This is a genomic window from Porphyromonas sp. COT-108 OH1349 (assembly GCF_000768755.1).
Classification (GTDB): domain Bacteria; phylum Bacteroidota; class Bacteroidia; order Bacteroidales; family Porphyromonadaceae; genus Porphyromonas_A; species Porphyromonas_A canoris.
The window spans coordinates 128,596-153,105 of the sequence record NZ_JRAH01000013.1 but is presented as its reverse complement, the minus strand read 5'-3'; the positions used below and the strand labels follow the sequence as shown (position 1 = coordinate 153,105).

General features: G+C 42.4%; 16 protein-coding genes and 1 pseudogene. 12 read left to right on the top strand and 5 right to left on the bottom strand.

The annotated features are described in order from the left end of the window. The first annotated feature begins 9 nt into the window (after positions 1 to 9). The 5 genes from mreD (at position 10) to JT26_RS10095 (ending at position 7,260) form a co-directional block, all read left to right on the top strand. Positions 10 to 531 (top strand): rod shape-determining protein MreD, encoded by a 522-nt coding sequence (gene mreD / locus JT26_RS02615; RefSeq protein ID WP_052110306.1) that lies wholly within the window; start codon positions 10 to 12, stop codon positions 529 to 531. Then, a complete protein-coding gene (locus JT26_RS02610) occupies positions 528 to 2,411 on the top strand; it encodes a penicillin-binding transpeptidase domain-containing protein (RefSeq protein WP_052110305.1) in 1,884 nt (627 codons plus the stop codon). Before mreD ends, JT26_RS02610 begins: the two co-directional genes overlap by 4 nt. Beyond that, entirely contained in the window at positions 2,386 to 3,828 is a 1,443-nt protein-coding gene (rodA, locus tag JT26_RS02605) for a rod shape-determining protein RodA (RefSeq protein WP_036845737.1), read from the top strand. Before JT26_RS02610 ends, rodA begins: the two co-directional genes overlap by 26 nt. A gap of 53 nt (positions 3,829 to 3,881) precedes the next feature. Further along, complete coding sequence (abc-f, locus tag JT26_RS02600) at positions 3,882 to 5,753, top strand: ribosomal protection-like ABC-F family protein (RefSeq protein WP_036845735.1); 1,872 nt, start codon at positions 3,882 to 3,884, stop codon at positions 5,751 to 5,753. 106 nt (positions 5,754 to 5,859) lie between these two features. Beyond that, positions 5,860 to 7,260, top strand: coding sequence for a DUF3078 domain-containing protein (locus JT26_RS10095; protein WP_052110304.1), 1,401 nt, complete (start codon positions 5,860 to 5,862; stop codon positions 7,258 to 7,260). A gap of 1,050 nt (positions 7,261 to 8,310) precedes the next feature. Here the strand turns inward: JT26_RS10095 and JT26_RS02585 are convergent. Continuing rightward, on the bottom strand, positions 8,311 to 8,562 hold the full coding sequence (locus tag JT26_RS02585; protein WP_036845733.1) for a DUF4248 domain-containing protein: 252 nt from the start codon (positions 8,560 to 8,562) through the stop codon (positions 8,311 to 8,313). Positions 8,563 to 9,251: 689 nt separating this feature from the next. Here JT26_RS02585 and JT26_RS10090 point away from each other — a divergent pair. Next, the gene (locus JT26_RS10090) at positions 9,252 to 9,749 is read left to right on the top strand and encodes an HU family DNA-binding protein (RefSeq protein ID WP_052089815.1); all 498 of its coding nucleotides are present in this window, start codon (positions 9,252 to 9,254) and stop codon (positions 9,747 to 9,749) included. Here the strand turns inward: JT26_RS10090 and JT26_RS11085 are convergent. Further along, positions 9,746 to 9,871: a hypothetical protein gene (locus JT26_RS11085; RefSeq protein ID WP_255359381.1), complete on the bottom strand. Its 126-nt coding sequence runs from the start codon at positions 9,869 to 9,871 to the stop codon at positions 9,746 to 9,748. The two genes, JT26_RS10090 and JT26_RS11085, sit on opposite strands and share 4 nt — an antisense overlap. A gap of 35 nt (positions 9,872 to 9,906) precedes the next feature. On the opposite strand from JT26_RS11085, the gene JT26_RS02570 reads away from it, so the two are divergent. The 3 genes and pseudogenes from JT26_RS02570 (at position 9,907) to JT26_RS02560 (ending at position 12,648) form a co-directional block, all read left to right on the top strand. After that, on the top strand, positions 9,907 to 10,368 hold the full coding sequence (locus tag JT26_RS02570; protein ID WP_036845729.1) for an N-acetylmuramoyl-L-alanine amidase: 462 nt from the start codon (positions 9,907 to 9,909) through the stop codon (positions 10,366 to 10,368). Positions 10,369 to 10,411: 43 nt separating this feature from the next. Beyond that, the gene (locus JT26_RS02565; RefSeq protein ID WP_152566966.1) at positions 10,412 to 11,038 is read left to right on the top strand and encodes a hypothetical protein; all 627 of its coding nucleotides are present in this window, start codon (positions 10,412 to 10,414) and stop codon (positions 11,036 to 11,038) included. 302 nt (positions 11,039 to 11,340) lie between these two features. Then, positions 11,341 to 12,648, top strand: a pseudogene (locus tag JT26_RS02560) (IS5 family transposase). 103 nt (positions 12,649 to 12,751) lie between these two features. Here the strand turns inward: JT26_RS02560 and JT26_RS02555 are convergent. Beyond that, on the bottom strand, positions 12,752 to 14,323 hold the full coding sequence (locus JT26_RS02555) for a RagB/SusD family nutrient uptake outer membrane protein (RefSeq protein WP_036845725.1): 1,572 nt from the start codon (positions 14,321 to 14,323) through the stop codon (positions 12,752 to 12,754). Between the two features lie 22 nt (positions 14,324 to 14,345). Next, the gene (locus tag JT26_RS02550) at positions 14,346 to 17,327 is read right to left on the bottom strand and encodes a SusC/RagA family TonB-linked outer membrane protein (RefSeq protein ID WP_036846322.1); all 2,982 of its coding nucleotides are present in this window, start codon (positions 17,325 to 17,327) and stop codon (positions 14,346 to 14,348) included. A gap of 667 nt (positions 17,328 to 17,994) precedes the next feature. On the opposite strand from JT26_RS02550, the gene rnr reads away from it, so the two are divergent. The 3 genes from rnr (at position 17,995) to JT26_RS02535 (ending at position 22,508) form a co-directional block, all read left to right on the top strand. Continuing rightward, entirely contained in the window at positions 17,995 to 20,181 is a 2,187-nt protein-coding gene (gene rnr, locus JT26_RS02545; protein ID WP_052110303.1) for a ribonuclease R, read from the top strand. 19 nt (positions 20,182 to 20,200) lie between these two features. Continuing rightward, positions 20,201 to 21,238, top strand: coding sequence for a 23S rRNA (adenine(2503)-C(2))-methyltransferase RlmN (gene rlmN, locus JT26_RS02540; protein WP_036845723.1), 1,038 nt, complete (start codon positions 20,201 to 20,203; stop codon positions 21,236 to 21,238). A gap of 64 nt (positions 21,239 to 21,302) precedes the next feature. After that, positions 21,303 to 22,508: an aminopeptidase C gene (locus JT26_RS02535; RefSeq protein ID WP_036791622.1), complete on the top strand. Its 1,206-nt coding sequence runs from the start codon at positions 21,303 to 21,305 to the stop codon at positions 22,506 to 22,508. Positions 22,509 to 22,670: 162 nt separating this feature from the next. Here JT26_RS02535 and JT26_RS02530 read toward each other — a convergent pair whose 3' ends face one another. Further along, positions 22,671 to 24,317 (bottom strand): PL29 family lyase N-terminal domain-containing protein, encoded by a 1,647-nt coding sequence (locus tag JT26_RS02530; RefSeq protein WP_081966360.1) that lies wholly within the window; start codon positions 24,315 to 24,317, stop codon positions 22,671 to 22,673. Positions 24,318 to 24,510 lie beyond the last annotated feature (193 nt).

Sequence of the window (24,510 nt, the reverse complement as noted above, 5' to 3'; positions counted from 1 at the left end):
TTTGGTGAAATGTGGCGAAAAATCTCACTTCTGTTTCTTCTGCTGCTGCTGTTTGTGCTGCTTCAAGCTCTGTTCTTCAATCATATCAGAGTGTATCAGTATGCTCTTCCCTTGGTCTACCTCTATCCCATATTCTCTGCCAGTGTAAAACTACCGCGCTGGAGCATTATCCTTTCAGCTTCTCTTGCCGGACTGCTGTTGGATGTATTCATGAATACCATGGGGATAAACATGTTTGCCGCAACCATTGTGGCATTTCTGCGCAGACCTTTCTTACTTATCTTTATGGATGAAGAGGAGTTGGAAGAAGGGACAGGAAGGCCTGATACGAAAAGCTTAAAGCTCACGGGGTATCTTCTATACCTTCTGTTCTTCGTTACTCTGCTTGTGTCTCTCACCCTTTTTACGGAAGCATTCTCCGTCTACATGTTTTCCCATCTGCCGCCCTATATTATAGGGACATCACTTCTGAGTATTCTCGTTACTCTTATCTTCCACTACTTCAATACCAGAGCTAACAAGCTGAAATGAGAAAGTCAAATCCCAGATTTGCCATCCGTAAGGTGTACATAGGACTGGGGTTTACTCTGGTCACTCTGTTCTTTATATATCGTCTGTTTTATCTGCAGCTTCTCTCCGATGAGTACAAGATAAAAGCAGACGGTAATGCTTTCTACGAAAAGATAATCCACCCGTCGCGTGGAATGATATACGATGCCAAAGGAAAGCTTGTGGTGTATAATAAGTCCTCATCGAATATCATGGTTGTAACCAAAGAGGTTACTCCTTTCGATACGTTGGAGCTTGCACGGATACTGAATGTCGAGCCGGAGTATATTGCTCAACGTTTTGTGGAGATCCGAGATAAGAAAAAAAACAGAGGTTATACCCCTTTTCTTCCTCAGCTTCTTATCTCACAAATCTCGGATCAAGAGGTTGCGCTGCTACAAGAAAAGCTGTATCGTTTTCCCGGATTCAGTATAGAGAGTCGTACCGTTCGAGATTACAATCAGCCTGTTGCCGCTCTCATTCTTGGTTCCATAGGCGAAGTTCAACCCGAAGATATAGAGCGAGATCCCTACTATATTCCGGGAGATTACTCCGGTCGTACCGGATTGGAAGCGAGCTATGAGAAAATACTGAGAGGTGTAAAAGGGGTAGAAATTCTTCTTAGAGACTCCAAAGGTCGCATACAAGGGAAATATAAAAACGGGGAGTTGGATAAAGAGGTGGTCTCAGGGCATGACCTGCATCTCGGACTCGATATAGAACTCCAAGCATACGGCGAGAAACTGATGTGGGGAAAGCGAGGAGCAATAGTAATGATCGAGCCTGAGACAGGGCTTGTACGCTGTATGGTTTCGGCTCCATCCTTCAACCCCGGTATGCTTGTAGGCAAAGAGAGAGGTAAGAATCACAATCTGTTAGCCAAAGATACTCATAAGCCGCTCTTTAATAGAGCGATTATGGGAACTTATCCTCCCGGATCTACCTTCAAACTGGCACAGGGAGCAGTCTTTTTGGCTGAGAATGTCATCACGCCTAACACCGTTTACAGTTGTCATGGCGGTTATCCTTTGCTCGGCGGACGCCCTAAGTGCCACCCTCATGGCTCTCCCTTGAGTATAGTTCCGGCTATCGCGACTTCATGTAATGCCTTTTTCTGTTGGGGGCTGCGAGCGATGTTGGAAAACAAATCCAAGTATGGATCCATTCAAAACAGCTTCGACATTTGGAAAGATCACATGGTTGCAATGGGATTCGGTTATCCTCTAAAAGTGGATCTGCCCGGAGAGAAAAGAGGATATATACCCAATAGTCAGGTCTACGATAATATTTTCAAGAAACAGTGGAACTCATCCTCCATTATCTCTATCTCCATCGGACAGGGTGAGATACTTACCACTCCACTACAAATAGCCAATTTAGCCACAATCATTGCCAACAAAGGACATTTCTATACTCCTCATATTGTCGAGAGAATAGAAGGATTACCTGCCGATACGCTTCATGTAGAAAGAAGAAGTACCAAGATGCCGGTGGGCATCTTCCAATATCTTGATCAGGGGATGGCGGCAGCAGTAACCGGAGGTACGTGCAGAAAAGCAGCAATACCGGGCATCGAAGTATGTGGCAAGACCGGGACAGCAGAGAATGCCCATGGAGAAGACCACTCCATATTTATGGGATATGCCCCGAGAAACGCTCCCAAGATTGCGATCTGCGTCTATGTCGAAAATGCCGGCTTTGGAGCATCTTTTGCCGTACCGATAGCCCGACTTATGATGGAGAAGTATCTTAAACCCGATGAAGAGCTAAGCCCTGACGGTAAAGCATACGAACAAAAGATGCTCTCTACACAGCTCATCCAAATACACCCGGAATATGGAGGACAAAATAAATCCCTTTAAGCGGCTGGACTACATCACACTGCTTGTATATATACTGCTTGTGGCTGTGGGATGGTTTACCATAGCCTCTGCTACCTATGAGATGGACAATGCTCCACTGTTGGACTTCAGCGGTAGAGCAGGAGCGCAGCTGATTTGGATAGGAGCAACACTGCTCATAGGCGGAGCATTGATGTTTATAGACCTGAATCTGATCAAGTCCTCTTCTTTCTATCTCTATGTCCTGATGCTTTTTGTGCTGCTGCTCACCATATTTATAGCTCCGGAAATTAAGGGTTCTCGTTCATGGATTGCCATCGGTTCGTTTCGGATACAGCCTGCGGAGTTTAGCAAGATGGTTACAGCGATGGCATTGGCAGCATGGATGGCAAGATACGAATTCGATCTCCGCAGCAGAAAAGAGTTTTTTGTGGCAGTCCTCATTGTTTTTGCCCCGATTCTTTTAATCATCGGACAGAATGAAACCGGCTCTGCCGTGGCTTTCTTCGGACTCATTCTTGTCTTTTATCGTGAAGGGTTAAGTGCTCTTTACCTTCTTCTCATCACGTTCGTTGCCTCTTTCGTGATATTGTCTATCCGCTTTTCGGGAGAAAATATAGGTGGCACCAATCTTGGTCTTCTCTTCTGCTTTTCACTCTTATATATTGTATCTGCCATCCTGGCTCTTCGCTATGTACGAGTAAGAAGACTATGGATACTGTGCCTTGGCATTCCGGTTGTTTCGGCTATCGGTTTCGGCATCGCCTCTCTCTTTATGCCTGTAAACTGGGCATGGGTTCCGATCTCTTCCGGTATCATATTCGCCATCATCGGAGGCCTGAACTATCTCTTTCGCAGACATCTTCCAAGCCTGCTCATTGTCGGCTTCATGCTCTCTTCCGTTGCCATATATTCGAGTGTCGATTACTTCTTTTACAATATCCTCCAACCTCACCAGCAGATCCGTATTCGCAGTTCGTTAGGGATGGAAGACGATCCGAAAGGGATTGGATATAATGTCAATCAGTCCAAGATTGCTATCGGCTCCGGAGGACTCTTGGGCAAAGGATTTCACAACGGAACACAAACCAAGCTGAAATACGTACCGGAGCAGGAGACAGACTTTATCTTCTCTACCATCGGAGAGGAACAAGGATTTGTGGGAGCATCTGCCGTACTTCTCCTCTTCCTGTTTTTGGTTTGGCGGTTGCTGATAGTGGCAGATCGTCAATCCACTATATATGGCAGGGTCTACGGCTATTCTGTGGCATCATTCTTTATCATACATATTGTTATCAATATCGGCATGGTTCTCGGCATCACTCCCGTCATAGGCATTCCCCTTCCGTTCTTCAGTTATGGAGGCTCCTCCATGCTCAGCTTCTCTTTGCTCATCTTTCTTCTCCTTAAGATAGACTCGGCAAACAAGCCTCACTGATACGCTTTCAACTCTTTTTACCCTCTAAAGATCCAATAAATACGATACTCAAAATGGCAAATCCGTACCTACAAGTAGAAGATCTCACCAAGTCTTTCGGCAGTCTGTTGCTCTTTCAGAACATCTCTTTTGGCATTGCCGAAGGGCAACGCATAGGGCTGATTGCAAAAAACGGAACAGGGAAGACCACTCTGATGAATATTTTGGCAGGTAAAGAGGGCTACGATAGCGGGAATATTACCTATCGGAACGATCTTCGTGTAGGATACTTGGAGCAAGATCCGCACTACCCGGCAGACCTTACCGTATTGGAAGCATGCTTCATGCACGGCAACGAAACGGTGAACCTCATCCGCGAATATGAGCATTGCATGCAGACAAAAGGGCATCCCGGAATGGAGGAGCTGCTATCACGGATGGATGCCGCAGGGGCTTGGGAGTACGAGCAGCAAGCCAAACAGATACTTTCGCAGCTTAAAATCACCGATCTTGACCAAAAGATCGGAACACTTTCCGGCGGTCAGCTCAAGCGTGTAGCCCTTGCCAATGTCCTTATCACAGAGCCGGATCTGCTCTTTTTGGACGAGCCGACCAACCATTTGGACCTTGAAATGACGGAATGGTTGGAGAATCACCTCTCACGGACACGCATCAGCCTGCTCATGGTAACGCACGACAGATATTTTCTGGACAGGGTCTGCTCCGAAATCATAGAGATAGACCACAAGCAGCTCTACCAATACAAAGGCAATTACAGCTATTATCTCGAAAAGAGAGAAGAGCGCATGGAAGCTAAAAGTGCAGAGATAGAGCGAGCCAACAACCTCTACCGCACCGAGCTGGAGTGGATGAGACGAATGCCTCAAGCCAGAGGACACAAAGCAAGATACCGCGAAGAAGCATTCTACGAGCTGGAAAGAGTGGCAAAGCAACGCTTCCAAAACGAAGAAGTAAAGCTCTCCGTGAAAGCCTCTTATATCGGCAGTAAAATCTTTGAAGCAGAAAATCTCTGCAAAAGATTCGGAGACCGCATCATACTTGACCGGTTCTCCTACATCTTTGCCCGCTATGAAAAGCTCGGCATTGTCGGCAACAACGGAACGGGAAAGTCCACATTTCTCAAAATTCTCTTGGGAGAGATCTTGCCGGACAGCGGTAGTTTAGAGATAGGCGAGACCGTCAGATTCGGGTACTACTCTCAAGCCGGACTCTCTTTCAACGAAGAGATGAAGGTGATAGATGTCATTCAGGAGATAGCCGAAGTGATAGAGTTGGGCAACGGGAAGCATCTCACCGCCTCTCAGTTTCTACAACACTTTCTCTTCTCTCCCGAAGCGCAGCACAGCTATGTACACAAGCTGAGTGGAGGAGAAAAAAGAAGACTCTATCTCTGTACCGTGCTGATGCGTAATCCCAACTTCCTCATACTGGATGAGCCTACGAACGATCTCGACATCATGACACTCAACATCCTCGAAGAGTATCTCCGTGAGTTCAAAGGCTGTGTCATCGTGGTCTCTCACGACAGATATTTCATGGACAAAGTGGTAGATCACCTGATGGTATTCAACGGTCAGGGAGACATTCGAGACTTTCCGGGCAACTACACACAGTATCGAGAGTGGCAGGAGCTCCACAAACAGCACGAGAAAGAAAACATCAAGCCGAAAGAAGAAAAAGTCGCACGCATTCGCCTGAACGATAAGCGCAAGCTCTCCTATAACGAAAAGAAAGAGCTGGAAAGACTGGAAACAGAGATTGCCGCTCTCGAATCCGAAAAAGAAGAGATAGAAACAGCTCTTTGCAGTGGAACATTGGATATTGATACTCTCACGAAGCACTCCATACGTCTTCCGGAATTATCCAACGAGATAGACGAAAAGACATTACGATGGATGGAACTGAGTGAGATAGAGCAAAGTTAGCAGAGCAGAGCAACGATCTTTTGTATATTTATTGTAACTTTGTGGCGAAAAGCACAGACTAAATACAACTAAATCCGGAAACACACATCCCAAAAGATCGTAAGTTATGAGACTGATATTTAGAAAAATTCCAGCTGTATTGTTGCTGGTTCTATCTCTCCATGCACTCAATATCACAGCCCAAAATAGCGAGACACCTCCCCCACCGTTACGGAATAGCTCCTCCTCCATTGCAGAGATTCTATCCAAGCAGATCGTTCCGATTCCGGAGGGATACACCTATAAAGACACAACGATATTCTCTCAGCTGTTTCTCCCTATCGTATTCGACATCAATAAGATGTGGGACGAAAGAGCATTCTCTCAAACCGTAGAAACACAAAAGGAACAGGGATACAAGCTGCTCAATACACCTTCGGCACTTTCTCTGGTAGCTGTTGCAGACTCACTCTCCATAGAGCCGGCCGCTCCGGTAAGCTCGTTTGTAACATCGTGGCAGAATGGCAAATCTTTCCTTCGAGACTTTATGGCATCCAACGTGGCTCTCGTAAACATGACATCCGAAATGCTTCCGAAAGCCATCACCCTCGAAAAAGTGGATGCCGTGAAGTATGACAACCGTTTTGAGGTAAAGCAAGGACCCGCGATCTCTGCACAGGAAGAAAATTTCGAGACGGCAAAAGTAGACCCTATCTACTGGATCAAAGGTTTTGAAAGTACCATCCAATTCTCCCAGAACCATATCTCCAAGAACTGGCACAAGGGAGGAACAAGCAACCTGAACATCTTTGCCCGAAACTTCTTTAGCTTGAGCTATGTCAAAAACAAAGTGAAGTGGACCAATGAATTGGAGTCTAAAATCGGGATCTACAACGCTCCAAACGATACCGTAAACAAGTATAAGATCTCCGAAGACCTCCTGCGACTCTACTCCAACTTCGGTATCAAAGCAACCTCCAACTGGTACTACACACTTTCAGGAGAGCTTCGTACCCAGCTGCTTAAAAACAGAAAAGAGAACAGCAAAGACCTTATCACGGCACTCCTCTCCCCTCTTGCTATGGATGCCGGTCTCGGTATGAAGTACGAGATAGACAAGAGGTTCGACAGTGATAAGTTCAAACGTCTTCGCTTCTCTGCCAATATCGCGCCCTTCTCCGTGAGCTACAAAGCGACCATCAGAGAGGATATAGACAAGGCCCGTGCCGGTCTCAATCCGGATCAGACCTATATCATCGCTTTCGGATCCACGATGCGCGCGGCTCTCAACTTTGATATAAGCCAAACCGTAAACTGGCAAAGCCGATTCTATTATGGTACGACATTCAAGCGCATAGAGACAGAGTGGGAAAACACGCTATCCATATCGCTCAACCGCTACTTCTCCACCCGTCTCAACGTAAACCTCAGATACGATGATGCTGTAAAGAACACCGGCGGACGCTTCAGAGATCTTCTCCAGTTTACAGAGCTGTTTAGCTTCGGCTTCAACTACAAACTGCGTTAAACGCTCTACGGAACAAGCATAGAAAAGTCCTCTCAAGACAGTGTCTTGGGAGGACTTTTCCATTTTACCCCCTCCTTCAGAGCAACTTCTTTTCCCGTTCCCAAGAAGTCATTCCTTGTACCCTTTCTGCAAACAGAGAGTCCCGGCACAGAAAAAGAAAAGGCAAAAACCGGAAGAGAAAAAAGCGTAAGCAGAGAGCAAACGAAAGTGATTCCGGGACTCTATCTCACAACAGAAACCGATGTCAAGAATAAGGATAATTTGAGACATAAAAACAGGAGTAGTTTCTGCACTTTTCTCCCTCCTCGAAGCCTTCATTTTTATATATTCCATACCGAAAAATGCCCACTTTTTTCGGTCTCTCTATTTTGATCGGAGGGGTCGTTTTCAGAACAGCGCCCAATTTGTTAAATCAGCCTGTTTTATTAACATAAATTCCGATACCTGTTCACTCAAAACACTAAACGAGCATATTCTTTTGGCTTAACGTGTTTAATTTTTCAATGAACACGTTTACCCATTTCATTTAATACGTTTACCGGATTCAATTAAAGTATTCAGCCCAAATAGACAAAACACTAAATATCAACGAATTACCTATTTTTACCCTAAAATACCCTTGAAAAGGGAAATTTCTTCATTAGGAAATATTCACAGATATAGGTGTTAAAATTCACGCCTATTAACGCGAAAAAGCCCCATAAAACGGACTGAAAGAAAATTTTTTCCAAATTCGAGATTTTGCCATATCAAATTGTAAACAAAAAGATTACATTAAAATGACTTCCTCAAAAATGGAAAAATTATTCCAAAACCTCACCTAAACAGCCCGACCAACCACTCTCCATTTTTATATAAAAGCTCCCGGGAAAAAGGGTTGTTTTTTATCCTCCGAGACAATGCTAAAGAAGATAATTCAGAACTTGCATTTCAACTTTAAGAAAACGAAATAGCCGTGATACAAATCCGATTTTCGGGATTTATATCACGGCTTCTTAAAAACAGGATTGAGTATTTCGGAAAGAGATAAAAGGAAAAAGGAGGGAGGCATTACACGTCCCATGCACCAAGATATTGCTTTAGAAGATCCAGGTGGGCAGGAAAAAAGCTCCTTTTATTCATCTGCCAGCCATGCGCTTCCAATGCTTTCTTTAGCTCAGGATACTCTTCGATGTCTCTTCTGAACTTTTGAGAGGCATATCTTGGAGAGTAAGTCGGGTAATAGCATACGGCAACTTCTTTCACGGTCATCACGGCATATTTTGCTTTTTGTCTTTGAATAGTGTTTTGGTTCTGTGTCATGCTGTTTTCTGTTTTACTTAGTTACGATATGATGGTTTTATAGAATAATCTCTCACTCTTTAAGTTTGGAGCCCTTGAAACAGATCTCAAATCAGAGTCTGTAAACGGCTTGAGTTTTAAGCAACCTGTTTTCTTTCTTACAATCAATCTCTTACCGGAAACAGTAGATTGAAGAAAAGAGAAGAAAGAGTATGGCAAAAAAATAGAGAGAACAAGCTCTGTCTTCTCCCTCTACGAAGCCAAACCACACTGTTTTCGGCTACAACAGTTCTCCTCGGCGTCTATTCCGCCCTCTTCCAAAACCTCCTTATATATATAGGTATGGTTTTCGGTGCTTCGCTCTTTTCCTTAAACAGAAAAGGCAGGCTTTGCAACGCTCATGAGAGTCCCTCTTAAAACTCTTCGTCGCAAAGTTAAACAGTTATTTCCATTATTGCAACACTTCTCGATTTAAGAGAAAAGAGAGCCGGTTTGACAGGAAAAGAAGAAAAACAGATCACTTCTACAGCAAATAAATGATTAGTAAAGCGATTATTCAAATACGACCGAGAACGACCTCTTTTTACAGAAGTGCCATCCGGTGTGTTATAACTTTGCAATGTCTTAAGAGAGAAACGGCAACTCGCCACTCTCCAAAGGACACCAAAACCTAACTATTTTATTATTCACCATCTAAAAACATTTTTATTATGGCAATCTATTTCAAAGTTCAAGAATCGAAAAACGGCATCAACAAAAAGAGTGAAAAGCTCGTCTTTGCAAGAGCCAAAAGCATCGGAGACGTCGGAGTGGAGGATATGGCAAAGCTTATATCGGAACGCTCTTGTGTATCCACCGCAGATGTCAAAGCCACTTTGGACAACCTCGCATGGGCTTCGTCATTCTTCCTCAAGCAGGGTCTGCGTGTGAGTCTGGGCGATCTTGGAAGACTCTCTCTTGTGATCAGAAGCAAAAGCACAACGGACAAAGAGAGCTTCAACATCTCTAAGATCGAAGGAGCAAAACCGAGATTTCACGCGGGTAAATGGCTAAGAGCAGCCATCAAAGAGGCATCGCTGACCAACATAGAGGAGTACGCCAAAAAGAAGAACAAGCCGGAAGCAGGCGGTTCTGCCGATAACACTTCAGGCAGTGGCGCAGGAGACTCGACAGGAGAGCAGAACGGCGGCGGCGAAGGATCTTTCTAAGCGTACGCACCGACACCGACAGCCCCACTCTTTATCTCTCCGGGATGCTCTCTGACGGCTTCTGAGAGGATGAATGACAAAGACCGGAGCAACACCTCTCTTGCTCCGGTCTTCTTTCCCAAACAGATTTTTAACCATAATACCAAGACCTGTAACAATGGATAACAACAGACGAAAAATAAGACTCATAGTGCTGCATTGTAGCGCAACACGGATAGATGGCAACTACTCCGTTGAAGATTTGAGAAGAGATCACACTGCGCGCGGATTCCGAGGCATCGGCTATCACTTCTACATCCGTACAGATGGCTCTCTGCACAAAACCAGAGAGATAGAGGAGATAGGAGCACACGTTTACGGACACAATGTAAACTCCATAGGGATATGCTACGAAGGTGGCATAGGAAGGGATGGACAACCGGCAGATACTCGGACTGTGGAGCAGAAGCATACGATAAGAACTCTTCTGATAGCTCTGAAACATTCTTATCCGGAAGCTGCGATAGTCGGGCATAGAGATTTAAGCCCCGATAGAAACAGAGATGGAAAAATATCTCCTGATGAGTGGATAAAACTCTGTCCCTGCTTTGATGCCAAACAAGAATATAAACAGCTGTAAGGCTCTACCTCTCTAAAAACAGATGGAAATAAAACAACCGGGCTTGAAAAAGCAGAGAGAAATACAAGAAACCCCTCTTGTAAAACAAGAAAAAGCAAAATATCCACAGTTTAAGAGCAACTCAATAGCACCAATATTCCCTATCGCAAAACAGATGGATAAGAAGCAACAGAATTTGAAAAAGCAATCCGGAACAAAATGCAATTTTATTGTAAAACAGAGGAGAGCAATCCTTTCAAACATGGAGAGAGATTCAACCTCTCAAGCAGTCCCTAACACAATACAGATAAAAAAGAAACAACCGAACTTGAGAAAGCAATCTCAAGCACAACAGTCCCCTATTGTAAGACAGAGGAGAGCAAGCCATTCAAACATGAATAGCAATTCTATCGAGCAGATTGTTCCTATTGTAAATCGGATTATACCGGGAGATAGAGAAAAAGCATCCTCATCTCTCTTTTACAAAAAGATAAGATACACGATGGCTACATCCCTTCTTGTAGCAGGTGTTGTAGTAATCTTCTTCGGGCTTCTCTACGAACCTCAAGGCGAGATTCACCACTCAATCCTCACACTATTCGGAGAACTTGCCACAGTTGCCTGCTTTCTATTAGGGATAGAACCTGAAAATAAAAGAGGAAAGAAGCTTTCAAAGCAGGAAAGTTATTAAAATAATAACTTATGGAGGTCTTTTTCAAAGGTCACTATTTGGCAAAAACCTCTTTCCCAAAAGCAATTTCGAGAAGTACTTCAGATACAAGTCACTGAGAGAGAAGAGAACGGAAGGTACTTACGATAAGACCAGATCCGAATCTTAAATAATACAGCGAATAAGGTACTCCCCAAAAGTCTCTTATTTAGTCGTCCCTTAAAAAGCTGTCTAATTACTGATATTCAGTATATTATATTGAAAATCCCTTTGATAAATCTGCAAGTTTTCTTATCTTTACAGTGAGAAACTTGCAGATTTTCATGATTAAAAAGCTTCATCATAGTCCTTCATTATTCAGCAGCTTATCAGACCTGTTGAATTCATCGCACCCACTCTATAAATTAGCCGACAAAATAGATTGGGCAAAATTCGATACGGCTTTCGAACCTTTGTATTCTCAGAACAATGGTCGCCCTGGTAAGCCGATTCGTCTGATGTGTGGCTTGTTGATTCTCAAGCATCTTCGCAATCTCTCAGATGAATCCATTGTGGAACAATGGAGTTAAAATGCTTATTATCAGTACTTTTGTGGCATGCAAGAGTTTACACCCTGTGCCCCCTGCGCCTCTTCTGAATTGGTGCATTTTCGCAATCGCATTGGGGAAAAGGGTATAGAACTTATTTTTCAGGAAAGCATTCGTGTCAATAACGAAGAAGACGATGAGCATCATCATGATACCGCCTTTATCGATTCTACCGTTCAAGAAAAGAATATCACCTTCCCGACTGATGCCAAGTTGCATAAAAAGATTGTCCGTAAGGTTCTGGATATCGTCGAAAAATTAGATCTTCCTCTTCGCCAAAGCTACACTTTCGTTTTGAAGCGCATTTATCGCGACCAACGTTTCCGCAATCACCCCAAGAACCTCAAGAAGGCACTGAAAGCAGACAAGAAATTGCGGACCATAGCGGGGAGATTAGTTCGAGAACTCAAGCGTAATCTTGGATCGGATTCTCGCCACACTGGATTAATTGAGAGGTTTGAAGCCATTCTTTCACAAAGACGTAACAGCCGGAAAAAGATTTATTCTATTCATGAACCCGAGGTGCAATGTATCAGTAAGGGGAAAGAGCACAAGAAGTACGAATTTGGCAATAAGGTATCTATCATACGTTCGGTTACAGGTATTATCCTTGGAGCCCAATCTTTTCGTAATGAATATGATGGTCACACCATAGAATCCTCGTTAGCACAAGTGGAACGTCTTACACGAAGAAAGATCAAAATACTTGCGGGCGACAGAGGTTATCGTGGCAAGAAAGAGATTAACGGCACTCAGATTTTAATTCCAGATTCCCCAAAATCCTCAGATAGCAGGTATCAGAAGTGCAAGAAACACAACCTATTCTGCAAGCGAGCAGGCATAGAACCCACCATTGGACACTTGAAATCAGATCATCGTTTAGGGCGCAACTTTTACAAGGGATTGGTAGGGGATGATATAAACATCCTGCTGGCAGCGGCTGCTTATAACTTCAAAAGAGCTATGAAAGCTCTTTTACACTTGCTCAAAATAATAAGCGAGAAGCCATTCATCCATGACTTCTCGCTTAGCAATGCTTTTTAAGGGACGACTAGGTACTATCTCCAGAATCAAACATAATATATAAAAAGAGAGGTTGCCTGCAGAGGCAACCTCTCTTTTTATCCAAACAAATATCAGATGTGGATTACCAACCCGGATTTTGTTGTCCTTTCAGATTCTTATTTATAAGCATATCATTCGCAGGAATTCCCCAAACGAACTTATTATGTCCAGCAGGAATTTCCAACTCATAATAAGGTTTAGATCCAGCCCCCCTAGATAAAGCTGCAATATTCTGAGGAGCTCTTCTTATCATAGGCATATTCCAACGTCGAAGATCCCAAAGCCTATGACCTTCAAAGGCAAGTTCCCGAGTACGCTCATTCTTAATTTCCTCAAACAACTCATTCCCTGAAAGATTTATAGGATCTAACCCTCTTGCACTCTTCAACTCATTTAAAAGTGTTTTAGCAATATCTTCTTTTCCGGACATGTAGGCTGATTCCATTGCTATCAAATAGGATTCTGCTATGCGAAATACCTTAGGAGCTTGTCGTCCTGTAGGAACAACACCAAAGAATCTATTATTTGTCAGATCTGCAAGAGTCGGATTACCCCAATACTTAATAATAGTGATAAGTCCTCCAAATACACCCACACCGCTAACGTATACACGATGCCTATTGTCCATTTCAAAATAGACTTTCTTTCTATAGTCTTTTTCACTATACAAATCCAACATCCACTGAGTAGGGAACCAATGAGCAGTTACAAACGGATAACGATTAGAATTTAAAGGAGAGAAATAGTTATTCACAGAAGAGGGTATCTCATCCGGTTTACTAACAAATAACTGTAAAATGTCCTCCGTAGAATCATCATGACGCCACATGTTAAATAGAGCTTCAGCTGAGTTAACCAAAGGGAATACCTTGGAATCAATAAGCTTCTTAGACAACTCTAAAGCTGTGGTATAATCTTTCTTCTCTAAACTAACTCTTGCTTCCAAAGCATCACAAGCAGCTGGAGAAAAGCGAGTATTTTTAGGTTTATTTTCAATTTTCTGTTCCATATAAACCTTTCTTGCAAAAGCAATATCTTCTGATATTTGCTTATAAACAGCTTCATTTGTCGCACGTCCCGGCTCTTCATTTATGTTATAGACTAAAACAAGAGGAACACAAAGATCACTTGCAGCAGTAGCTTGGTTATATATTGTCCCATAACGCTTAGCCAATTCTGCATAATAATAAGCTCTTACAAATCTGGCATTAGCTTCAAATAGTTGCAGAGTAGCAATATTCTCCTTACCCTCATCACTCGTAGCATCAAATGTAGCTGCTAATTTAGGCAAATTAGTCAGAATAAGATTGGCATTCTTTATCGCACTATAATAAGCTTCCCAAATACCAGAAATATCATAGTCTGAAGAAGTTAACTTTATCCAACCATGAGGGAACCCGGAATTGTTTCCAAAATCCTTCGCAGCATTGAGTTGATCAGCTTGGACATCGGCAATTTTAACAAAATCCCCATATTGACGCGCTCTAAAGGAGGAATACACTCCATTATCCCAATTCTTCGCATGCGCCATGGTTTCAAAAGAATTCTCAACCTCTCCCGGTATTGTACTTTTAGGAAGCCTTTCCATATCGCAAGATGAGAAAAACAGCGCTCCCAAGACAAAGGCCCCAATAAGATTTTTTATCTTTTTCATAATAAATCAACAATTAACTTTGTTAGAAATTCAGTTCAAGTCCCACAGAAACCTGTTTTGTATTAGGGTTAGCTCCAAGAGTCAAATTACTATCAACCTCAGGGTCGACACCATCAAACTTAGTAAAGGTTAGCAAGTTCCGTCCAGAAACAAAGACTTTTGCTCCTCTTATAATATTTTGCTTAGCCAATAGCGATTTAGGTAAAGTATAACCTAAAGTAAGATTTTTCAAACGTGCAAATGACGCATTTTTTATCATACGGCTATCGAATTCAACAAAGTTATGGGCCAAAGAAGGATACTTTGTTACATCTCCAGGGTTCTTCCAATAATCTAAGATCTCTTTTCGAACATTCATCGAAAACACATATGGGTTCTGAGAGAAAAAGTAGTCATCATTTGTGATCAAGTGCTTTCCTAACGTAAAAGCAAAGTCTGCCTGCAAACTAAACCCATAGAACTGTGCGTTCAAACCAAAACCGCCATTGATAGGAGCTTGACGTGAAATACCTGTATTCTGAGCTAACGCATCCGAACTAAAAGGCTCCTCATCGGTCGGAGTAAACACATCCTTGTCATCTTTATTAGTTATAGCATTGTTAGCTCCAGGATTATACCACTGAGGTGCTCCGGTATTAGGATCGACCCCCTTCCAAATAGGATAAAAGAAAGTAACTGGCTGTCCTACAACATAGGCAAGACCATAGTTGTGCATAATCCAAGTATCTAATCCTCTGAACAATTCAAGAATTTTATCTCGGTTGTAGTTGAAATTTCCGTATAGAGCGACAAAGTTTCCATTGCTCTTGTTATTATAGACATCAACATCCAAACGAATATCAACACCTCTATTCTGATATTTTCCCACATTTTCTTTTAGAGAAGAAAATCCCGAAGTATGGGGATAAGGAACATCCATCAGCATAGAAGAAGTCAACCTATTATAAACCTCGACATTCAGTCCTATTATATCTAATATTCTTGCATCAAAGCCGAGAGTCGTTTTCCATTGAGTCTCCCAAGTAAGTTTCGGATTTCCAGGAGAAGAAAGCCCCCAAGAAGCTCCAGAATCATATTGACCTATCTTACCAACTTGTTGTTGAGCTTCGTAATTGCCAATACCAGCATTACCAGAAGTACCGGTACTAAACTTCACTCTCAGATTATCCAACCAGTCAATATCCTTAAGAAAACTTTCATTTTTAGCTTTCCAAAGTAAACCGAGAGAACCAAATGAGGCATTTTTATTGTCAGCTCCAAATCTGGATGAAGCATCATTACGAGCGGTCAAATCAACAAAATACTTATCCCTATAACTGTAAGATAATTGGGCAAAATAAGACAAGAATGCGGATGCAGAATAAGACTCTCCTAGCTCTTTATCCTTAGTAACAGAAGACAATAGAATGAGCTTATCATCTATCAAACCCTGCCCTTCTCCCCTAAAGCTCTCATATCTATTATCTATATACTCCTGGCCTATTAGAGAAGTTATTTGATGATCATCTCCTATTCTAAACTTATATTCTGCCGTATTAGTAACTGTCCAGTTAATATCGCGTCCAAAAGACTGTCGTCTAAAACCATTTCCAAAGGAATCTCCGAAAGAAGGATAACGAGTAGTCGTTCCACGCGTATCAGTTAATTCGAGTCCTACCTGAGAGCGTATTGTCATGCCTTTAAACGGAGTAATAGTCAAGTTCCCTGCCGAAACCATTGTAAGAGATCTACTATTTGAAGGTATCTTATCCGCCAAGTAGCGAGGAGACCAACGGTTCCAACCAGGTATTTTAACGTCATAATACTCGTTTCCGTCCTTGTCGTAAGGAGAGTACCATGGAAGAGCTAAAGAAGAGAGACCTCCATTGGTACTGTTCCTTGTGTATTGATTTGTTTCAGAGACATCATAAGTAATGGCCGTATTTAGCCCAACCTTGATAATAGGGTTCAAATTACTATTGATATTGGCCCTTATATTATATCTTTCATACCCTGAACGATACCTTAGTCCTTGTTGTTGAAGAAAACCGGAGGAGATGTAGTAGTTAGTACTTCCTGATCCTCCGGAAAAAGCGATATCTGCGGTCCTTAGGGGTTGATTTTTCTTAAAATAATAATCGTGCCACTTTGTGTCAATACCGGATTCCCAAATTTTATTAATCTTCTCCTCAGTCTCATCATCATAAAATTTCAGATCCTTGTATAACTGTCCTAATTCCCTTGAGTTCATCAGAGACTCATAATAGTCCTTATTTGCAAGATTTGACACCCCATACTGAGTTCTAAATGTTATATTTCCTCTTTCAGAAACACGACCCTTTTTGGTAGTTATATAAATAACTCCATTCGCAGCACGAGCACCATAGATAGACGTAGCAGCGGCATCCTTTAAGACCTGGAAACTTTCGAAGTCGTTAGGATTCATACTCATTACAATCCCCGCACCCACAGGCATACCATCTAACACGTAAAGAGGAGTAGAGGAAGCTCCAAGAGAACCACTACCGTGAAGTCTTACAGAAGATATTTCAGAGGGTTCTCCAGAAGAAGAAAGCACCTGCAAACCAGCGACTTTACCTTGGACAGCATCAAAAGGATTCGCCACTGGCTTTTGTTCCAAATCCTTGGCTCCAACTTTGACAACCGAAGCCGAAGTATTTGTTATAGCTTTTCCTGATCCATAACCGATAACAACAACATCCTCAAGAACAGAAGACTCTTCTTTCAGAAGGATTTTCAAATTTGTGCCAACGGGAACTTCTATTGTGGTCATCCCCACCAATGAAACAACAAGCATCTTTTCTGTTGCAGGGACATTAAAACGGAAGCGTCCCTGAGCATCTGTATAAGCTCCGCCCTTGCCACTTTTCGCTTTTACTGTGACTCGAGTGAGAGGCTGATTGTCCTTTTGGTTGAGAACCACACCGGACACCTCCTTCATCTGTGCGACGACCGATCCTACGCTTATCAATAGGACGGTCAGCAACAACATAAACTTCTTCATAAGCATATTAATTATTTGTAAACCTTTGTACCAAGCTTCCAATAAATCAGCCCCACTCCGACAGTGATAAGACCTATACTGTTTGCTTGCTACATCTAAAACACTAAAATTCTGTATATAAACCAATTACCAAACCTCTTACAAAGAAAGATCTCCAATGTATTCTTCGGGTTCTTTCATACTGCTTATCATGAGGGTTTGACTCTGCTACAAATAACGAAAATCTTTTCGTTATTAACAAACATTTTTGTAACAGCCCTATCACTTTAACACACAAGAAACCACTTTTTAACAATAATACACAAGAAGAAAATTGATAAACTTACTTTCATTTGATGTTAAAAATATTGGGAGAAGATGAATTTGCTCATGAAAGAAAATCCCTTTGATTAAGCATCACGATGAGGAAGTCTATTCCACTCCCATTAAATAAAAGAAGAAACGATTTTAGGAAAAAGAGTACGTACGGAAAGACATCCTTATGAATCAGATAACGATTGGCACTATATTAAAAAAGCATAATATTACTTCAACAGAAAGGCATTCCTACAAATACCACTATTTATATCATTTTTAAGAATTGGGGCTCTTTCCTTTCTTGCACTCACAAGTGCAAGAATAATAGTACCTTTGCGAAGGAAAAAAGACTCAATAAGATCTTTGAAAGATGACAAGACAAAATAAAAAGAGTAGAGCCTCAAGAGGATCTATAAGAAGTAAAAACGCAACATATTCTACAATAAAAGATGCCGTTCTAAAGCATCTCTATTCCAATCCTACCAAAACATTCAATCCCAAACAACTCGCTTCAAACCTTCGTCTTAACGTAGGGAATGGAAGAATTTTCATACAGCAAGCTCTTAATGAACTCAGAAAAGAAGAGAGTATCAATGCCATAGGGAATCATCGCTATCGTCTCAATTATAAAGGAGACCGGTATGATGCAATATTCATAGCTCGTGCCAATGGAAGACATACGGCAAAAGCTGTAGAGAACGATGAAATATTCTTAATAGACAACAGAGATACTCGCAACGCCCTCAATGGAGACCGGGTGCGTATAGAGGTTCTGCCTAAAACTTTTTCCCATAGCAATAACAGAGCTGCTCGAGTAGTAGAAATCTTGGAACGTGCACAAGGGAATTACGTGGGGGTATTACAAAAGCCTCTCGGAGCAAAAGTGGGCTTTGTAATCCCGGAAGGCAATAAGATTCAGAACGATATCTTCATCCCGGACAAGCACACAAATGATGCAAAGGATGGAGATATGGTATTGGTTCGAGTAATAGAATGGAGACAGGAAGACAAGAATCCTGTCGGGGAGATAATAGATGTACTTGGACGACCGGAAGATAATGATACCCAGATGCACGCAATATTGGCGGAGTTTGGACTTCCTTATAAATATCCGGAAGAGCTGGAACAGTTGGCAAACGAGCTTCCTGAAGGGCTGTCCGAAAAAGAGCATTCGACAAGGGAAGATCTAAGACATCTTACCACCTTTACAATAGACCCGATAGATGCCAAAGATTTTGATGATGCAATCTCCTATGAACGACTTGAGAACGGCAACGTCAGTGTCGGAGTTCATATCGCAGACGTTTCTTTCTATGTGAAGCCCGGCGATCCGATAGATATTGAAGCTCAAAAAAGAGCGACGAGTATTTATTTGGTGGATCGTACGATACCGATGTTGCCGGAGCGTCTTTGCAACGATTTGTGTTCTCTCAAGCCCAATGTGGATCGTCCTGCCTACTCCGTAATATTCGAGCTCAACGATAAAGCGGAAGTGGTGAACTACAAAATCGCAAAAAGCATCATACACAGCGATGCACGTCTGACTTACGAGCAGGCGTATGAAATAATCAAAGGGGAAGGAGATCCGGCCGAAGAGGTAAGGCAATCCATCATCCATCTTAGCGAAATTGCTCAAAAAATCAGAAGCAGAAGATTTGAAGCCGGGGCTATCAACTTTGAAAGGCAAGAGATTAAATTCATTCTTGACGATCAAGGTAAGCCGACCGATGTTTACACAAAAGAGAGCAATGAGGCTCACCAGCTCATTGAAGAATTTATGCTTCTCGCCAATAGAACCATCGCCCAACATGTAACCGAAAAACATTTGAAGGGTCATCCCAAGAGAGCTTTTATCTATCGTATCCATGACTTGCCCAATGAGGCAAAGCTGCAAGACCTTTCCAAATTTATGATGAAGCTTAAGTATGTACTCAAATTGGACGGCAACAAAGAGCACATATCAAAGGCGCTCAACGAAATGCTTGTGGCTTTTCGAGGCAAACCGGAGCAAAATATGTTGGAAACAATAGTATTGCGAACAATGTCCAAGGCAATATATACGACAGATAATATCGGACACTATGGATTAGGATTTCCTTTCTATACTCACTTTACATCTCCCATCAGAAGATACCCGGATGTTTTGGTACACCGATACCTTTGGGCATACGAACATGAACAGGAGTTGGACAGCCCCGGCATATTAGAGTCGCAAGCCCGCCACTGTTCGGATCAAGAGCAGTTGGCATCTCAAGCAGAACGTGCATCCATCAAACTCAAACAGGTAGAATACATGTCCGATAAGATCGGAGAAAGATTCGAGGGCATGATAATAAGCGTTACAGATTTCGGATTCTTTGTAGAAATCAAATCCAATGGTTGTGAGGGTTTAGTGCCCATACACTCTCTTACAGATGACTTCTATGTTTACGATGAAAAGAACTTTTGTTTGATTGGAAGGCAGTACGGCAGAGTCTTCAAACTGGGAGACAGCGTAGAGATAGAGGTTGACAGGGTAAACTTCGAGAGAAAACAGATAGACTTTATTCTCTGCTGAAAATAACAATAGACCAATCATGAAAACACTTATAGGTCATACGCTGAAAGAGCTTGAAGCTTTGGTAAAAAGTCATAACCAACCCAAGTTCAGGGCAAAGCAGATTGCGGAGTGGCTTTACGTACACAAAGTAACAGAGATCGAAGAGATGAGCAACCTGCCCATCTCTTTTCGACAACAGCTTTCCGAGAATTATACCATTGGACGCCATGTTCCCATTACCACACAACGTTCTAAGGACGGCACGGAGAAATATCTCTTTTCAGTAGATACAAAAAAAGGCTTGCGAGAGATAGAGACCGTCTATATCCCCGAATCCGATCGCGCAACACTATGTATATCCAGCCAAATAGGCTGTAAAATGAATTGCTCATTTTGCCATACCGGCAAGATGGGCTTTTTATTTAACCTCTCTGCGGCAGAAATCATCAATCAGTTTCTCTCCTGTCCTCATATAGAGAAGCTGACAAATATCGTGTTCATGGGCATGGGAGAGCCTTTGGATAACTATGATGAAGTATCAAAAACCTTAGAAATACTAACTGCCCCATGGGGCTTGGCATGGAGTCCGAAGCGAATTACTGTAAGCACCATAGGGTCGAGAGATGGGCTGCTAAAACTATTACAGGAGCAACAGTGTCAGGTAGCCATAAGCATTCACTCCCCATACCCGGAAGAGCGAGCTGCTTTAATGCCTGTGGAGAAAGCTTTCCCGATAGAGGAGGTCATAGCAACGCTTCAAAAGTTCGACTTTTCAGGGCAGCGCCGGCTGTCGTTCGAGTACATTGTCTTCGATGGTCTCAATGATGATCTTCGCCATGCGGAAGCTCTTATCCGCATACTCAAGCCTCTGCTTCCCGATTGCAGGATAAATCTTATTAAGTATCACTCTATCCCAGGCGTGGATCTTCGTTCGCCTTCTCCGGTAAGAGTACAAAGTTTTGAGGACTATCTCAACTCTAAAGGAGTCAGATGCACTACTAGAAGATCACGAGGGGAGGATATCTTTGCCGCATGCGGTATGCTTGCCACTACGAAAGGCAAGAAGCCGCAATAGCAAAAGTTTGTCTATCTTTGGCTGCGAATGTTCAATAACCTATATACTAATAACAAAAACAGAAATGAAAAGATTATTTCTTTCTCTTGCTCTGATCTGCGGTGTATTTTCACTGCATGCACAAGAGGCATCTACAGATGTTAAGAAAAAAGAGGCTTATGTATTCACCCCTGTGAAAGAGCTCAAGATCACACAGGTAAAGAATCAGTCCAGAAGCGGTACCTGCTGGTCTTTCTCCGGTATAGGATTTTGGGAAGCCGAAATGTTGAGAATGGGTAAACAACCTGTTGATTTAAGCGAAATGTTTGTTGTAAGCCACAGCTACAAAGATAAGGCTGTGAAATATATTCGTACAGACGGACACATCAACTTTGCTCAAGGTGGTTCGTTCTACGATGTGCTTTATGTTCTCAAGCATTACGGAGCTGTTCCAAGCACCATAATGCCCGGTCTCAACTATGGAACCACTATCCACGCACACAGCGAACTCGAAGCCGGAGCAGTGGGCTTCCTTAAAGGAATTGAAAAGAACCCTAACAAGAAGCTTTCCACAGCTTGGAAGCGTGCATTCGACAGCATCATAGATGCTTACTTGGGCGAACTTCCTACCGAGTTTTCTTACAATGGCAAGAAGTACACACCAAAATCTTTCGCAGAAAGTATCGGTTTGGATGCAGACAACTATGTTTCTCTCACTTCATACACCCATGTTCCGTTCTACTCTTCATTCGTGATGGAGATTGCGGACAATTGGCGTCACTCCAGCAGCTACAACCTTCCGTTAGAGGAGTTGATGGCCACAATGAAGAATGCTATCAATACCGGTTATGCGATAGCATGGGGTTCGGACGTTAGCGAACCGGGCTTTACTCGAGACGGATATGCTCTTCTTGTAGATGTTGAAAGTGCAGAAAACTCCGGTTCAGACCAAGCACGTTGGGTTGGAGCCACTCCAAATCAAAGGAATGAAATGATCCGTGATCTTGTAACACACATCAATACTCCCGAGATCAAGGTTACACAAGAATATCGTCAAGAAGGATACGACAACAAGACCACAACAGACGACCACGGTATGGTTATTTATGGTATTGCTAAAGACCAAACAGGAAAGCTTTTCTTCATGGTTAAAAACTCTTGGGGAGAGACCGGAAAGTACAAAGGAATCTGGTATGCCTCAGAAGCATTTGTTGCCGGAAAGACGATGAATATTGTTGTGCACAAGAACGCTATACCTAAAGAAATTAGAGCAAAGTTGGGCTTGAAATAAGACATCCCTACCAAACAGAGCAAAAAATATAAAGGGCGAGACGGAAATTATTCCGTCTCGCCCTTTTCTGATTCTTGTTTTGAGTAGAATAGGAACGGAGAAACTAACCCAATGTTTCGGCTCTCTGTTCCACAAAGATTTATCTTCCCAAAGATGACTCTCTTATTTTTTTCTCATCAATCGGACTGGCAGGGCTGACTTCTTCTCCATCGTGTGAATACGAGAATAGTTGAACTCCACATCAAACATAAAGCGGTAAGCATAAGAGGCGTACTTCTCGTACGTATCCGCATTCCAGAAAACACTTGTACGCCTATTTAGAACTATCCCTCCTACTCCTTCTCCGTGCTCATTACAATTCATATAAAAACCAGTGGTGATGAATGTTCTAGAGATATCCTTTTCTTTATTGGTTGCCCAATACTCTTCTTTGGCGACATCAGCCAACACTGTGGTATCATCTCCCAAGTGACGAATCGTAACTGTATAGGTAAAGAAGGCACTTTTTTCCTGTTTCAAAACATACCTGTACGCGGCTCTATATTTGCTGCCGTTACCCTCAAGACGTACTGCATACGAGATACCGTTGCCTACACCCTGATAGTAACAACGATAAGTACTCTTGGTGCCATCCAAAGTAATATCTTCGTTTTTCTCAACAGGACCGAATGTTGAGTTAAGAAGCAACACCTGCATAGCTGCCGGAAATACCGTAAGCATTTCATCCTTTGTGGGCACAGCATATTGATCTCCCAATGAAGGATTATCTCCTAATATCGATTTCCCCTCTACGTTTCCGTTAGAATCTTTTACTCCCATAAGTCTGAACCAAGAGAAGAAACCGATATCGGTATTATTACTCAGATCTGTAAGAAAATCGGTTCCCGTTTTGTTCAGATAGAATTTCGACATGTAAGACATCGGGATAAGAGGATTCATCTCTTCGTCTCCGGTTATGGGAGCAGCTCCTTCAATAATAACCACATTGCACTCTGCTTTCTTACCTCCTGCTATTGCTATGATCTTAACAGCACCTTTAGCCAAAGCCGTTACGTTACCTTCATTATCCACTGTTGCCAAAGTTTCGTTAGAAGATTGCCAGACTATCAGTGTAGAAGCAGCCTCTGCCGGTTTGATAGTCGCTCTTATCTTGAAGCGTTCTCCAACTTTAAGTTGCTTCTGAACCGGATCTAGAATGATCTCTTTCACCTCCACTATGGCAGGTTTCTTAGGAATAATAAACTTGTGTCCGTTATATTCGATGATGACGGATTCGTCTGTTTCGGTAATCTTCAATACTTCGGAGAGATCCTGCCCGGTAGCCTTTACCGGTTTTCCGTCTGCACCAAGAACGAGTTGCCAAGTTTTACCATCGTCAACGCTCACTTCCCACAATCCATTTCCATTCACTCTCAATTTTGGTGCTATACCTGAGGCTTTTATTTTATTACCATCGGCATCACGCATAAAGTCGCCATTCAAAGTCCAGTAGAGCTGACCATCGGTATCGGTTTTCACTCCAACCGCACTTCCGTTCTTTATTACAATCTTAGATCCATCACTCATAACGAGTTCGTAGCCGCTCTTGTCCGCAAGCTCTGTATAGGATACTATTCCTATCTTTTTGTTTTGAGCATCCAACAACTCCTTCATCGCCTTGATGTCGGAATTGGTCGTTGTCATTAAAGTCTCAAGATTTTTCAGCCGGACTTCGTGTTCGTCTAATCTTTTTCTTAGATCACTCAAATCCGAACATGCCGTAAAAAGAATAAATACCGGCAATAACCAGAAGAAAATACTTCTATTCATCTCATAAGTTTTTAATAAGTTAGAAATAGGTTATTACATCTCTTGAAGTTCGGCAAGCGTACAAATGCTTTGCAGAACCTCACTGCACGAAAATAAAAATAATAATTGCGAAATACAAATATTTGTTTAACCTTTCTCCGAAAGTAGTATTTCTCATCCGGGTACTTAAAGGTCAAAACAAATACAACGATAC

Excerpts from the sequence above, each read along its gene's own strand:
- mreD (WP_052110306.1), top strand. The coding sequence starts at position 10 with ATGTGGCGAAAAATCTCACTTCTGTTTCTTCTGCTGCTGCTGTTTGTG.
- JT26_RS02610 (WP_052110305.1), top strand. The coding sequence starts at position 528 with ATGAGAAAGTCAAATCCCAGATTTGCCATCCGTAAGGTGTACATAGGA.
- rodA (WP_036845737.1), top strand. The coding sequence starts at position 2,386 with ATGGAGGACAAAATAAATCCCTTTAAGCGGCTGGACTACATCACACTG.
- abc-f (WP_036845735.1), top strand. The coding sequence starts at position 3,882 with ATGGCAAATCCGTACCTACAAGTAGAAGATCTCACCAAGTCTTTCGGC.
- JT26_RS10095 (WP_052110304.1), top strand. The coding sequence starts at position 5,860 with ATGAGACTGATATTTAGAAAAATTCCAGCTGTATTGTTGCTGGTTCTA.
- JT26_RS02585 (WP_036845733.1), bottom strand. The coding sequence starts at position 8,562 with ATGACACAGAACCAAAACACTATTCAAAGACAAAAAGCAAAATATGCC.
- JT26_RS10090 (WP_052089815.1), top strand. The coding sequence starts at position 9,252 with ATGGCAATCTATTTCAAAGTTCAAGAATCGAAAAACGGCATCAACAAA.
- JT26_RS02570 (WP_036845729.1), top strand. The coding sequence starts at position 9,907 with ATGGATAACAACAGACGAAAAATAAGACTCATAGTGCTGCATTGTAGC.
- JT26_RS02555 (WP_036845725.1), bottom strand. The coding sequence starts at position 14,323 with ATGAAAAAGATAAAAAATCTTATTGGGGCCTTTGTCTTGGGAGCGCTG.
- JT26_RS02550 (WP_036846322.1), bottom strand. The coding sequence starts at position 17,327 with ATGAAGAAGTTTATGTTGTTGCTGACCGTCCTATTGATAAGCGTAGGA.
- rnr (WP_052110303.1), top strand. The coding sequence starts at position 17,995 with ATGACAAGACAAAATAAAAAGAGTAGAGCCTCAAGAGGATCTATAAGA.
- rlmN (WP_036845723.1), top strand. The coding sequence starts at position 20,201 with ATGAAAACACTTATAGGTCATACGCTGAAAGAGCTTGAAGCTTTGGTA.
- JT26_RS02535 (WP_036791622.1), top strand. The coding sequence starts at position 21,303 with ATGAAAAGATTATTTCTTTCTCTTGCTCTGATCTGCGGTGTATTTTCA.
- JT26_RS02530 (WP_081966360.1), bottom strand. The coding sequence starts at position 24,317 with ATGAATAGAAGTATTTTCTTCTGGTTATTGCCGGTATTTATTCTTTTT.